This window comes from Bacteroidota bacterium (assembly GCA_016718825.1).
Classification (GTDB): Bacteria; Bacteroidota; Bacteroidia; order J057; family JADKCL01; genus JADKCL01.
Window position 1 is genome coordinate 16643 of the sequence record JADKCL010000001.1, and the last position, 13217, is coordinate 29859.

Sequence of the window (13217 nt, forward strand, 5' to 3'; positions counted from 1 at the left end):
TGAATGAAACGTTATTCAGGTGCATGGCTGCTTTCGGTGACGACAGCGGCGATGCTCTTATTTCAAACTGCTTGCACTTCGCCCAATGATGCCGGTGAGGAGGTGTTGCCCCAAGATGAAAACATCACCGGGCATTACGTCGATACGTTTGGCATTTACATGAAGACGCTGCGAATCGATTCTGTGCAGACTTACAAGTTGAGTCGTTGCCTTTTTGGCAACTACTATGACGACCAATTTGGACACATTTTTGCGGAGACTTACATTCAGCCACGTGTGGCGGGCAGCAACCTTACCTTTGGTGCGGATCCTGCCAAGCTCTCCCTGGATTCGATTGTCCTCACTTTGGATTTGACAGGCTTCTACGGTCGTTACGACGATCCGCTTCCGCTCAACATCTTCGAAATCACGGAGGCTTTCCCGACAGACAGTAGTCTGTATTCGCAAAGCAGGCTGGATTCGGATTCGACCTATGACCTCTCCCGCGGTTACAAGGTGGATTTCAGCGGCCGTGCGGGCTTCTTTGACTTCATCGGCATTCGCTTGGATGACAGTCTTGGTCGCAAGTTGCTGTATGCCAATCCGACGGATTTGGCCTCAAATGATGCATTTACAGCATTCTTCAAAGGTCTGCGCATTCTCACACAATCGGCCTCGCTGGGCACGACACGTGAGCCCGGCGGGGTTTTTGCATTCGATCCACGTAGCGAAAAGAGCTTCTTGACCCTTCATTACAAGGATTCTACAGCAACCAAGAAGTACGTATTTCCCATCAATGCCAACTCCGAACGGTTTCATCATATCGAGCGCAACGATGCGGCAGGAAAATTGATCGATCAAGTTGTGAATGCCCCAATGGACCTCAACACAACCTACGGATGTGTGGAAGCAGGCGCTTTGGTGCAGCTTTATGTTGGGATTCCCTCGATGAAGTCGCTTGATCCGGCGATCATCAACCGTGCAACGTTGGTGCTCAAAATTGACCAACAGTATTTTGGTTCATTGGAACGCTTCGATCCGCCAAGTGAATTGTACTTGTTTGTTTCCGACAGCACCCATTCCAAGCCGGAAAATTACAATGTGATCAACAGTACGGGCAGCTACAACAAGGCGACTTATGAATACCGGATCCCGATGACCAATACGTTGCAACAGATATTGAAGGGTACGCTTTCTGATGAAGGGTTCATTTTGGTCCCCGGCGAAAACGGGATTACCCTCAACCGCGTTGTGCTCGGAGGCCCTGGTCATCCCTCGCTTTCTCCAAGGCTTGAGGTGATCTACACCTCGTTGCCAGAATAATACCTCTTGAAATCGTAGCAAAAACTGGATAACGAAGGAGTTTGCTGCTGGAAACGGCCCTTCCAAATTCATTTGCTTTTATAGTATTTTGCCCGAAATACCGAAAATGATATGTGCGGAATCGTAGGATATATTGGCTACCGTGATGCTTATCCCATTTTGATCAATGGGTTGAAGCGCCTTGAATACCGAGGCTATGACTCTGCAGGGGTCGCATTGCTCAACGGTGACCTCAATGTTTATAAAATCAAAGGCAAAGTCGCCGACCTCGAGAATTTTGCAGGGGAAAAGGAACTCTCCGGCAATATTGGCATGGGACATACGCGATGGGCAACCCATGGTGTGCCCAATGACGTAAATGCCCATCCCCACCTTTCCAATTCGCGCAATTTCGCCATCATTCACAATGGCATCATCGAGAATTACTCCTCCATCAAAAAGGAGCTGATATCGCGGGGATATAGTTTTACAAGCGACACCGACACGGAAGTATTGGTGCAGCTGATCGAAGACATCTACGTGAACAGCAAGGTTTCAGCGGATGAGGCGGTGCGTCTTGCGCTGAACAAGGTTGTGGGAGCTTATGGCATCGTGGTGATTTGCAAATCGGAGCCTAACCAATTGATCGCTGCACGCAAAGGCAGCCCGATTGTGATCGGCATTGGTGAGCGCGAATACTTTGTTGCATCCGATGCCACCCCCTTGGTCGAGTTCACCAAAGAGGTGATTTACCTCGGCGAAGAAGAGGTCGCTGTCATCAAGAACCACGTGATCGTCATCAAAACGATCCAAAACGTGGTCACGACACCACACGTGGAAACGTTGGAAATGGAATTGGAAGCCCTCGAAAAAGGTGGATACGACCATTTCATGCTCAAGGAAATCATGGAGCAGCCCCGGTCGATTGCCGACAGCATGCGTGGCCGGTTCAACATTGAGACTGGCGAAGTGACGCTTGGCGGACTTGCAAGTGTGAAGGACAAATTGCGGGATGCACGCCGTTTGCTCATCGTGGCATGCGGCACATCTTGGCATGCAGGTTTGGTCGCCGAATATCTTTTTGAAGAATATGACCGAATTCCGGTCGAGGTAGAATACGCCTCCGAATTCCGGTACAGGAATCCCGTGATTTTCCCCGATGACGTGGTAATTGCCATTTCACAAAGCGGAGAAACTGCGGATACATTGGCTGCGATCCGGCTTGCAAAGGAAAAGGGAGCCACTGTTTTGGGTGTCTGCAATGTGGTCGGATCTTCAATCCCCCGCGAAACAGAAGCCGGCGTCTATTTGCACGCCGGTCCGGAAATCGGAGTCGCATCCACCAAGGCATTCACCTCGCAGGTAACAGTGCTCATGTTGATGGCCCTGTATATCGGCCAATTGAAAGGAACCGTCGCAAAAGGAAGAAACACCCTCGTCAAAGGCTTGGCCGAAATTCCGGCGCAGGTCGAGAAGATTCTTCTTCAGAATGACAAGATCATCGAGATCGCCAAGTTGTTTACCGACGCCACGAATTTCCTTTACCTCGGTAGAGGCTACAATTTCCCCGTCGCTTTGGAGGGTGCGCTCAAACTCAAGGAGATTTCCTATATCCATGCCGAGGGCTATCCTGCGGCAGAGATGAAGCATGGTCCGATCGCCTTGATCGATCAGAATATGCCGGTGGTGTTCATTGCGCCAAACGACTATAGCCATGACAAGGTCATCACCAACATTCAGGAGGTGAAGGCCCGCAAAGGCCGTGTGATCGCTATCGTTTCCGAAGGCGACCAGGAAATCAACACGATGGCCGAGTTTGTCATCGAGATTCCGCAGACTTCAGACGCCTTGCAGCCTTTGCTGTCGGTGATTCCCTTGCAGTTGCTCAGCTACCACATCGCCGTCATGCGTGGCTGCAACGTGGATCAGCCAAGGAATTTGGCCAAGTCTGTGACGGTGGAGTAATCGACCTTGTTCAAATGCTCCTGAGGAGAATCTGTGAAGAGGACAATTCATTTGTCGTTGGTTACAATTGCATTTTCCCCCCATTCTTGCAACCTTTGCCTCTCAAAATTTAAAAGAATGGCGACAAGGGAAAAGGTTCTTATCATTGGTGCAGGTGGTCAAATCGGCACAGAACTCACAGAATTTCTCCGTGCAAAATATACAGGTGCAGACGTGATTGCCACCGATGTGCGTGAAAATGAGGGCCTCTCCAAAGATGGCCCTTTCTTTTTGCTCGACGTGATGGACAAGGATGCGATTTATGCCCTCGTGGAACGTGAAAAAGTCACGCAGATCTACCATTTGGCAGCCTTGCTCTCCGCAACGGGTGAAAAGAATCCGGAATTTGCTTGGAAGCTCAACATGGAAGGTTTGCTGCATGTGTTGAATGCAGCACGTGACTTGAAAGTCGCCAAGGTTTTTTGGCCGAGTTCGATTGCGGTATTTGGTCCGGGAACTCCCGCAAACAATACCCCTCAAGACACGGTGATGGACCCCAACACCGTCTACGGCATCTCCAAGCTCGCCGGCGAACGCTGGTGCGAATACTACTACAACCGTTATGGCGTCGACGTCAGGAGCTTGCGCTACCCTGGATTGATCGGTTACAAGTCAGCTCCCGGCGGCGGAACCACCGACTATGCGGTGGACATTTTCCACCAAGCACTCCAAAAGGGCAGCTTTACCTGCTTTCTCAAGCCTGAGACGGCCCTGCCGATGATGTACATGCCTGATGCCATCCGTGCGACGATCGCCTTGATGGACGCACCTGCCGAACAAGTAAAAATCCGCTCGAGCTACAACCTTGCGGGTATCAGCTTCACCCCCGCGCAAATTGCAGACGCCATTCGCAGGCACTTGCCCGGATTCAGCATTGACTATGCACCCGACTTCAGGCAGGCGATTGCCGATAGCTGGCCCAATAGCATCGACGACAGTCGTGCCTGTGCCGACTGGGGCTGGAAAATGGACTATGATCTGGAGGCCATGACCTCGGACATGTTGCTCCATATCGGCGAGCAACTTGGGAAAACCGTGACTGTGTGATGAAAATCATGCAACAATCATTTGCCGGATGGGTTAATGGCTGTAAAGAGTGAAAATAATATGGCAGTTGTAACTTCTACAGATCAAGACTTTAAAGCCCAGCTTGCTGAGCATCCGTTGGTTGTGGTGAAATACTACGCAGATTGGTGTGGCGCATGCCGCCTATTTGCCCCCAAGTTCAAGAAGATAGCCGACGATGCGCGATTTGCGGGTGTGCAGTTTCTGGATGTGAATGCCGAAACCAGCCCCGAAGCCAGAAAGCTGGCCGGCGTGAGCAACCTCCCGTTTTTTGCCACCTTCAAAAATGGTCAATTGGTCAAGGGTGACTTCACTGCAAAACCCGAATTGGTCGAGACCATGATTTCCGAAATCCTTTGATGAGAACGCGGTTTCGCCTCAAATAGCATTAGAATGAAACTTGCAGAGATTAAGAAACTGGTAGAAACCTACGATCTGACCGCACTTGCTGCCGCAGAGCAGCACTTGATGGAGGGTGAGCCCCTCGGCATCGAGGTAGGTGGCGCAGACGAAGGGGAGCAACTCACCCACATCATGGCAGCGATGGAAGTCCTGAAGGATGTTCAGGAGAATGGCTCAGACCCCAAGGAGGCGTTGCGGAATTACACCAAACGTGTCAGGGAATCCATCAGCTGAGCCTTGCGGTTTGGGATGATGGGTTGTGGGAAAGAGAAAGCTCCCACAGAAAAGCGAAGGTCGATCCCGTTTCCGAGATCGACCTTCGCTTTTTGGGGTTATCATCCGGCAAATTTACCGGAAAGGAGATCAACCACCCTTTGCCTTTACATACTCCAGCCCTTTTTTGGCATCCTCATCTGCGGGATCAAGTTCGAGGATTTTTTCCCAGAAGGGTCTCGACTCAGCAAACTTCTCGGTAACCGTTGCGAGGTAGGCAGCCTTGTAGCGCAATGCAGTGATGAAATCGGTCTTGTACTTGGCAATTTTTTCAGCATCATTTCCAAGCAAATCAAGCACCTTTTGGTAGTGTGGCAGCGCCAATCCCTGCTTTGAACCTGGATCTTGAGCAGCATTGCTGCGGCCTCTCCAAGAATAGCCAATGTGGAGATCAGGCATTTTCTGGGTCATCACTTCAAAGACACTATCGGCATGGATGAAGTCTTTGATTTGGAAATAGGCCTGACCAAGGGCAAAGTTCTCCTTCAATTGGTACTTGCCTGAAGTATTGCTCTGCACAAACTTGCGCAGGTAGTAAATGCGTTTGACGGTATCCTTCTTTTCCTTGTACATCTCTGCAACAGCATTGTACAATTCAAAGTTGGGAGCCCCCTCTGCACCTTTGGCTTTTTCCATCTCGATGGAAAGCTCATAGTTTTTCACCGCCTCGACATCATTGCCCTGAAGTTGGAAAGCCTTTCCGTACACTTCATAGTCAGTGGCGATAATCGCCTTGGGGTTGGTTTTCACAGCGTCCCAGTAAGCATTGAACCACTGCATTGCCTTTGCAGCATCAGGCGGAGTTTTCTTCACGTAGCTGTAAGCAAGGAGACGCTTCACCAAGGTCGAGTTGGTATCGATGATCACCTTTTCGCCAATCTCAATGGTCTTGTCAAATTGGTCGCCCAAGTAATAGATGGTCATCTGAATGATGCGTGACCCTTTGTCGCCACCCATGATTTCCAAGTACTTGTTGATGTTCTCCTCAGCCTTGTCATATTTTTTGGCAAGGATCCACATCTCGGCCATGGCACGGTATACAGGACCGAAGCCAGGGTCAAGCTCGATGGCTTTCTGGAATTTGTCGGCAGCTTCCTGGAACTTGCTTTGCTTTTTGAACAATTGTCCGAGGCGGAAGTAACCGTAGATATAGGCAGGATCCTTTTCGATGGCCTTTTCATACATGCCTTGTTCCAGTTCCTCGACGCCTTGGAGGCCGTAGAGTTTGCCGAGCAACACATAGCTTTCTGCATCGTTGGGGCTCAACTTTTGCACTTTGTAGAGGTAGAGTTCGGCCTCTTTCAAAAAAGGCTGTGCCTTCGCTTTGTCCTTCGTGCTGTAAGCCATATAGGCCTCAGCAAGTGCGAGGAAAGTTTTGGGATCGTTTTTGACATTGAGTCCCGCGGCTTTGTCGAGTTCAAGTTTTGCCTTTTCAAAATTATCCTGATAGGCTGCCACAGCACCTGCTCCGACGAAATTCATCGGGTTGCGGGACGAGTGGCCTTGACCTTTGGTAAACCAAGCGGAGGCTTCGTTGACTCTGTCCGTCTCGAAATAGGCGCGGCCCATCAAATAATCGATTTTATCGTTTTTGGGATCTTGCGCGAGGATTTTTTGACCCATCGCAATCGCCTCTTCATATTTGCCGATATCGATGAGGCGCTTGACCTCACCTTCGGTCTGGGCCTTGACAACAGATTGTCCAACAAACAAGACAACCGACAGGGCCAAGAAGAAGCGTTTTAACTTTGCTGACATATCCATGGTGTGTGAGAATTTCATGCGAATATAGCTGAATAACCTGTTTTCCTTGAGTTCAATCCTCTTTTTCTGGAAGAACGATGAGTCTGGGCGGCATTGACTTTGGCACAAGGCCAGCTTTGAGTAGGATGCGTTGCCCAATCTCTCCTGCACTGTAGTTTGCAAACCCCGTGCCTAATCCGAGGAAGTGCTCCCTGCTTACAATGATTACGGGTCGCGACAGCGGGTATCTCCCTAATGCAATCTCGTTTTGATAGGGCCGAATGAAAAAGCCGCTCACGTCCGAGGTGTCCGTCGCATCGAGCCGTGCAAGTTTGATCTTTTCCAAAACCGCCTGCACAGCGCGGGAGTCCCGATCAGAAACTTGACAGTAACCGATGAACCCGATGGCATTCTTGTCTTGACTGACGTACTCCACGACCTTTTCTTGACTCGTTGCCTCGAATGCATTTTTGGGTAATGCTTGTTCGGGCTTCAAAAACCTTTCCCGAATCATCCGCACCGTGCTCGAGGTGGGGGCATCAAAAACCAAATTGACCGGATCGTCTGAATCTCCGCCGATTTGCCGCCAAGTATAGGCTTCCCCGCGTACAACCTTGCCCAAAGCCTCCATCGTGAGGCTATCCATTGGATTTTCAGGATGCAAAATTGCCACGATGGCATCGCTGGCAATTTGGGTAACAGTGGTGCGGCTTTGCTGCTTGCGCAAGACCGCCGTCTCCGGTGCTGTCAGTTCGCGGCTCAAAATGATCAGACGCATCGAATCTTGCTGCAGACCCTTCACCAGTTCATCCTCAGTGGCATAAATGGCATTGAGCTCCGCTTTAGGATTCTCGATGTGAAAGGCATCCACCAATTGTTGAATCACCGGCTGCATGGTGATGTCGATGCCGATATTGATGCGGCCGGCCTCGGGGGATTCCTTGGACGAAACTTTCGTACGAGGAGTTTCCTTCTCTTTTCCGCTGCCCGCAAACTCGCATCCCCACATCAATACCACCATCGCCAGCGCAACAAGGATGCACCGGCTAAACGAAGTGGGGACGGAAGAAGCGACACTTTTCATTCTTATTTGTCTCTACGAAGTTAAGGCAAAACTTAGTATTTATCCATTTGCAAAAGGTGCGAGCGTTTGCAGGAAATTGATTAACCGGTCAAAGGAAAAAATCCCGAGCCAGAGCAGTGGAATGCTCATTCCGACCAATATCACGGGTATCAAACCGCGAAATGCAGGCCATGTTTTGATCACAGGATTGCCAAAGACCATCGTGCTCGCGACCCGCAAATAGTAAAAAGCGAAAGCACCGTGTTGAGCAAAACCGCGATCAGCAAGACGACCAGCACAACCTGTCCGGTGGACTGATATTCGGTCAATCCGGCTAGAAAAAGACGGAGCTTCGCGATGAATCCAGCCGTCGGCGGCAAACCTGTCAACGATACCATGGCCAATGCGGTGATGAAAGCCACCATCGGAAGGCTTGCCGACAAGCCCTTGAGTTCTTTGATCGTCTTGATGCCAGCCTCTTCTTCGAGCCAACCTGCCAAGAGGAAGGCAACCATGTTCATGCAGAGATAGATCGTGAGGTAAAACATCACGACAGCAAAGCCGGAACTCTGGAAAAACAGTACGCCGGCAAGGATATAGCCAGTCTGAGCAATGGAACTGTAAGCCAACATTCGACGGAGATTGTCTTGCCGCAATGCAGCCAAGTTTCCCAACAGCATACTGCCCATGGCAAGGATGGCTAGCACCCAGGACAGGTTTTGCATCAAGCCCTGCACGTCTTCGGTTGGTAGAAGGGCAATGCTATGGTGTATGCTGGCAAAGAAGCGAATCAACATGGCAAATCCTGCGACCTTGGGCGCAACAGCGAGCAAGGAAGCGACAGGGTGCGGTGCCCCCTCCATGACATCCGGCATCCAGAAATGGAAGGGCAGGGCTCCGATCTTGAAGGCAAAGCCTCCCAAGACCAAAACCAGCATCATGGTCACCGGCCAGACACCTGCCGCCACTAAACCTTCGCCAAACGCCGCCGAATGCGGGTCGAGCGTGCCGGTAAACCCGTACAACCACGAGATGCCATACAGCATTACTCCAGAGGCAAAGCAACCGTAAATCACGTATTTCAAGGCTGCTTCGGCACTTTTGTTGCGCAGGCGCGCATAAGCTGTGAGGGCGTACGCGGGCAAGGAAACCATTTCCAAGGCCAGGTACACCATCACCAGGTTTTGCGCCATGGTCATGAAGGCCATCCCAACGGCCATGCCCAGCAGCACAATGTAGTATTCGCCCATGCCTTTGGCTTCGGTGCGAAGCTTGGTGCTTTGCTGTGCTGCCAGCAATGCCAGCACGGTTCCCACACCGACTAGCAATTTCATATAGGCGGCAAAGCGGTCTGGGGTGATCATCCCGAGAAAGTTGCCGTGCGTAGGAACCTCCGCGGGCCATAGCAACAGCGTGGTCGCGACAAACAAAACGATGGTTCCGATCGCCGCAAAGGGTAAAATCAGTTTGGAGCGTTTGCCGACGGTGATTTCGAGGATGATCGCCAGTAAGAAGCCAGCAATCAGGACGACCTCAGGAAGAATGCCGCCGACGCTGTCGCTGAGAAGGGACAGTTGATGCGCCAGGTATGAGGTGGAGTTGTCCATTTTAGAAATTGGACAGCAGATCGGTATAGCCAGCCACGGCCGTTTCCATTAGCCCGAGCAATAAACCCGGGAAAAGCCCCAAAACGACCATCATCACCGCGAGCGGCACAAACAGCGCGATTTCCTTGGGGGTCAAATCGGTCAATGCCTTGGCATCTCCCGTGCCGACATAGCTGAATTCGCCAAAGAACATTTGGCGGAAGGTGCGCAGGAAATAGACGGCCGCAAAAACGATCCCCAACACAGAAACGATGGGAATCCACACCGGCATGCCAAACCCCGTCGCCTTGAAACTTCCAAGGAAGACCAGCATTTCGGAGACGAATCCATTCAAACCCGGCAAGCCCATCGACGCAAAAAAGGCGATCAGGACAAAGACTGTATAGCGGGGCATTTTGCTCCAAAGGCCGGTGAAGTGCAGGATTTCGCGGTCATGGACGCGGTCACTCAAGACGCCCGCAATCAAAAACAAGCCAGCGGAAACCACGCCGTGGTTGAACATTTGCAAGACCGCCCCGTCCATTCCTGCCGAATCCAAACTGGCAATTCCAAGCAAGACAAAACCCATGTGGGAAATCGAGGAATAGGCAATCATGGCTTTCAAATCCTTTTGGGACATCGCAACCAAACCGCCATACAGAATGGAAACCATTCCCAGTACCGCCACTACCGTCGCATAGTTCACCCCCGCCTCGGGAAACAGACCGTAGCAAATCCGAAGAATGCCATAGCCGCCAACCTTGAGCAAAACCGCAGCCAGCACCACCGAAATCGGGGTACTTGCCTCTACGTGCGCATCGGGCAACCACGTATGGACCGGGACAGATGGCACTTTGATTGCAAATCCGATGAGCAATACAAAAAAGGCCAACGTCCGTGCATCCATTCCCAGCAGGTCCACGCCTTGGGAGAAAATGCCGGTCGAAACCATATTCGGGAAGGCTCCGGTCAAATCGGGCATCATGTACAGCATGTTAAATGTGTACACGGGTCTGCCCAATTCCGCTGTCAATACCGGGTCCGTAAAGCTGAAGGCCAATCCGACCATGATCAGCAGCATGAACACCGAACCAAACAGGGTGTATAGGAAAAACTTGATAGCCGCGTATTCCCGCCTTGCGCCGCCCCACATGCCGATGAGGAAGAACATCGGCAGCAGCATGAATTCGTAGAAGAGGTAAAACAGGAAAAAATCCATCGCCAAAAAGCAGCCCAGCATGCTCAAATCCAGCAAGAGAAACAGTGCCCAATAGACTTTGGGCCGCTTTTCGACATCAAAGGATTTCCAAGCCACGATCGGCAAGACCAACACAGTGAGCATCACCAAAATCAGGCTGATGCCATCCATTGCAAGGTGAAATTCGATGTTGAGCAAACCTGCACTTCCCAAGTCAAGGCGAATCCATTGCAATTGCTCGACGATGCGGAAATCCATGAAGTTGGCGTCTCCCGACAAGAATGCGGGGAGGATGGCCGCAAAAAACCATGCTGTTTGCAGCAAAGTCGCCAGCAAGCCCACTTGACGCAAAACACCGCTCTTCCCGCCAGGCAAAAAGAGTACCGCCAACAGGGCGACGAGCGGCAACAACAGCAGTATGGTGAGCGATCCCATGAATTATGCGGTAAAAATATAAATCAAAGCCAAGAGCAACACCAGCAAGCCAAGGATGGTGTAAAGAATATACAACTGCAGTTTGCCCGACTGCAATTGACCCACGCGTTTGCCGGCGCGCATGATCGTGCCCGCAAAGCCATTGACGATGCGGTCGATGAATTTTTGGTCGATCCAAGCCGAAGCCCGCGAGAGACTATGTTTTTCCTGCGGTTGTATCACTTCGTTTACCACAGGGTCCACGAGATGATGGTCGGTCCATTCAGCGGCGGTGCTCAGGCTTGGCCGATGTCCCTTGCGAAGGATCAGCCCGGAGACGAGGCGCACCAAACCGTCGATCACGTAATGGTCAAACAGCGCGAGAAGCCGCGTGATGGCTAAAAATGGCTTCACCAAGAACCCCGTGTACAGATCGTCGAGGAAAAAATGCTTGAAACTCAGGTCGAAGACGAAGCTGTTTACACGGGAGGGAAGCGGACCTTTGCGGTAAAGGAAAGCGCCGAAACCAATTCCGGTGACGGCCAAACCAGCGAGTGCCCAAGGCAACATTGGAAAGTTTTCCGTGGGCATCTTAAAATAGTGAATGTGAATAGGATCCTTCGGCGAAAGGATGAGCCAAGTGGAGGCGAGCGCCAAAATCAGCAGGGGAATCAGCATCCGGAGGTCGGTCTTGGGGAGCGCTGCGAAGAAGGAATCTTTTGCGCCAGCGCCTTGGGCGCGGTTGCGACCCAAAAAGACGAGCACGCCTTGGCGCGTGATGTAAAATGCTGTGAGCAGGCTCGTCAGGATGGCTGCTCCGGGGATCAGCCAAGCCCAGAAGCCATTTTTTGAGGCAAATTCCATCGCCCCGATCACGATGCCATCCTTGCTCAAGAAGCCCGAAAAAAGCGGCAATCCGGCGAGGGACGCAGCAAAAAAGATCCAGCAGGCAAAAACGAGCGGCATTTTGCGGCGGAGGCCACCCATGAAACGCATGTCTTGGGCATCAAAATGAAGGTGTTCCTTGTCTTGTGCCTTGTGGATGCCATGAATCACCGCTCCTGCCACCAAAAAGAGGCCACATTTGAAGAATGCATGGGCGATCAGGTGCAAAAACGCGAAGCTTGAAGCTCCTACGCCGATTCCCATCACCATAAATCCCAGCTGCGAAACAGTGGAATAGGCCAAAACCCGCTTGATATCGGTCTGTGTCAAAGCCGAAATCGCAGCAATCAAGGCGGTAAATGCCCCCACGCTCGCGATCACGAGCTTCATTTCCGGGATAAAGATCGGCTCCACGCTGAGGAGCAAATAGACACCCGCCGCCACCATGGTCGCGGCATGGATCAAACTCGACACCGGCGTCGGACCCGCCATGGCATCCGGCAGCCATACCTGAAACGGGAATTGGGCCGACTTGCCGATTGCCCCGACAAACAGCCCGAATCCGATCAGGAAATGGGTGAGCCAACTTGCGTTGGGAGCGAGGCGACTGGGAAAATCAAAATCTCCATATTCCCTCCAAATCAGCATCAAGGCCATGATAAAGCCTGCATCTGCAATTCGGTTGACGATGAAGGCCTTTTGGCTCGCCTTGGCAGCCTCGGGCTTTTTGAACCAAAATCCGATGAGGAACCAAGAGGCCACGCCCACCAATTCCCAGCAGACAAAAACCAGCAGCAGGTTACTTGCCAAAACCAGCCCCGTCATCGACGCTGAAAACAGCGACAGATAGGCCCAATAGCGATGCCGCATCGGATCCTTTTCGATGTAGGCCAAGGAAAAAATGTGAACGAGAAAGGTGATTGCCACCACCAACAACAGCATGAGACGGGAATAAGGATCTTGCTTGATGCTGATGTTGAGGGCATTTTCCCCGATTTTGAACCATTCGACAGAAGCTGCCTCGCCCCGGCCATACACAAGACCATAGATCACCAACGCCAGGGCCAAGCCACTTACCCCCAAAGCAATCGCAGCCCCTCCTTTCATCCGCGACCCGAATACCAATAGCAACACAAATCCCAGCAGAAACAGCAAAGGAATCCCACCCATCAAATAGACGGCAAAATTCGCTGGCTCCACTGAAATTGTACCCGGTATTCTCATTTCAAATCGATGGCTTCCTTTTCAACGTGCATCTTGAATCTGCATTAGCTCGGAGTTCTCCATTCTCAATTCTCAATTC

General features: G+C 51.4%; 10 protein-coding genes. 5 read left to right on the forward strand and 5 right to left on the reverse strand.

The features are described 5' to 3' along the window. Nucleotides 1-3 precede the first annotated feature (3 nt). The 5 genes from IPN95_00065 to IPN95_00085 all read left to right on the forward strand — a co-directional run bounded on the left by IPN95_00065 (nucleotide 4) and on the right by IPN95_00085 (nucleotide 4986). Nucleotides 4-1302, forward strand: a complete 1299-nt coding sequence (locus tag IPN95_00065; protein MBK9447815.1) for a DUF4270 family protein — start codon at nucleotides 4-6, stop codon at nucleotides 1300-1302. A 111-nt stretch (nucleotides 1303-1413) separates the two neighbouring features. Continuing rightward, nucleotides 1414-3246: a glutamine--fructose-6-phosphate transaminase (isomerizing) gene (glmS, locus tag IPN95_00070; protein ID MBK9447816.1), complete on the forward strand. Its 1833-nt coding sequence runs from the start codon at nucleotides 1414-1416 to the stop codon at nucleotides 3244-3246. Nucleotides 3247-3363: 117 nt separating this feature from the next. Continuing rightward, nucleotides 3364-4332 carry an NAD-dependent epimerase/dehydratase family protein gene (locus IPN95_00075; protein ID MBK9447817.1) on the forward strand — a complete coding sequence of 323 codons (969 nt, stop codon included), beginning with the start codon at nucleotides 3364-3366 and terminating at the stop codon, nucleotides 4330-4332. 60 nt (nucleotides 4333-4392) lie between these two features. Next, nucleotides 4393-4710: a thioredoxin family protein gene (locus IPN95_00080; GenBank protein MBK9447818.1), complete on the forward strand. Its 318-nt coding sequence runs from the start codon at nucleotides 4393-4395 to the stop codon at nucleotides 4708-4710. Between the two features lie 33 nt (nucleotides 4711-4743). Next, the gene (locus tag IPN95_00085) at nucleotides 4744-4986 is read left to right on the forward strand and encodes a hypothetical protein (protein ID MBK9447819.1); all 243 of its coding nucleotides are present in this window, start codon (nucleotides 4744-4746) and stop codon (nucleotides 4984-4986) included. Between the two features lie 129 nt (nucleotides 4987-5115). Here the strand turns inward: IPN95_00085 and IPN95_00090 are convergent, their stop codons facing one another. The 5 genes from IPN95_00090 to IPN95_00110 form a co-directional block, all read right to left on the reverse strand. Continuing rightward, the gene (locus tag IPN95_00090; GenBank protein MBK9447820.1) at nucleotides 5116-6783 is read right to left on the reverse strand and encodes a tetratricopeptide repeat protein; all 1668 of its coding nucleotides are present in this window, start codon (nucleotides 6781-6783) and stop codon (nucleotides 5116-5118) included. Between the two features lie 58 nt (nucleotides 6784-6841). Next, complete coding sequence (locus IPN95_00095; protein ID MBK9447821.1) at nucleotides 6842-7852, reverse strand: substrate-binding domain-containing protein; 1011 nt, start codon at nucleotides 7850-7852, stop codon at nucleotides 6842-6844. A 179-nt stretch (nucleotides 7853-8031) separates the two neighbouring features. Next, on the reverse strand, nucleotides 8032-9438 hold the full coding sequence (locus tag IPN95_00100; protein ID MBK9447822.1) for an NADH-quinone oxidoreductase subunit N: 1407 nt from the start codon (nucleotides 9436-9438) through the stop codon (nucleotides 8032-8034). A gap of 1 nt (nucleotide 9439) precedes the next feature. After that, nucleotides 9440-11050: an NADH-quinone oxidoreductase subunit M gene (locus tag IPN95_00105; GenBank protein ID MBK9447823.1), complete on the reverse strand. Its 1611-nt coding sequence runs from the start codon at nucleotides 11048-11050 to the stop codon at nucleotides 9440-9442. Between the two features lie 3 nt (nucleotides 11051-11053). Beyond that, nucleotides 11054-13138 (reverse strand): NADH-quinone oxidoreductase subunit L, encoded by a 2085-nt coding sequence (locus IPN95_00110; GenBank protein ID MBK9447824.1) that lies wholly within the window; start codon nucleotides 13136-13138, stop codon nucleotides 11054-11056. Nucleotides 13139-13217: the final 79 nt, after the last annotated feature.

Bases quoted from the DNA above. Each gene is read 5' to 3' on its own strand.
- IPN95_00090 (MBK9447820.1), bottom strand. From the start codon at position 6,783: ATGTCAGCAAAGTTAAAACGCTTCTTCTTGGCCCTGTCGGTTGTCTTG.
- IPN95_00095 (MBK9447821.1), bottom strand. From the start codon at position 7,852: ATGAAAAGTGTCGCTTCTTCCGTCCCCACTTCGTTTAGCCGGTGCATC.
- IPN95_00105 (MBK9447823.1), bottom strand. From the start codon at position 11,050: ATGGGATCGCTCACCATACTGCTGTTGTTGCCGCTCGTCGCCCTGTTG.
- IPN95_00075 (MBK9447817.1), top strand. From the start codon at position 3,364: ATGGCGACAAGGGAAAAGGTTCTTATCATTGGTGCAGGTGGTCAAATC.
- glmS (MBK9447816.1), top strand. From the start codon at position 1,414: ATGTGCGGAATCGTAGGATATATTGGCTACCGTGATGCTTATCCCATT.
- IPN95_00065 (MBK9447815.1), top strand. From the start codon at position 4: ATGAAACGTTATTCAGGTGCATGGCTGCTTTCGGTGACGACAGCGGCG.
- IPN95_00100 (MBK9447822.1), bottom strand. From the start codon at position 9,438: ATGGACAACTCCACCTCATACCTGGCGCATCAACTGTCCCTTCTCAGC.
- IPN95_00080 (MBK9447818.1), top strand. From the start codon at position 4,393: ATGGCAGTTGTAACTTCTACAGATCAAGACTTTAAAGCCCAGCTTGCT.
- IPN95_00085 (MBK9447819.1), top strand. From the start codon at position 4,744: ATGAAACTTGCAGAGATTAAGAAACTGGTAGAAACCTACGATCTGACC.
- IPN95_00110 (MBK9447824.1), bottom strand. From the start codon at position 13,138: ATGAGAATACCGGGTACAATTTCAGTGGAGCCAGCGAATTTTGCCGTC.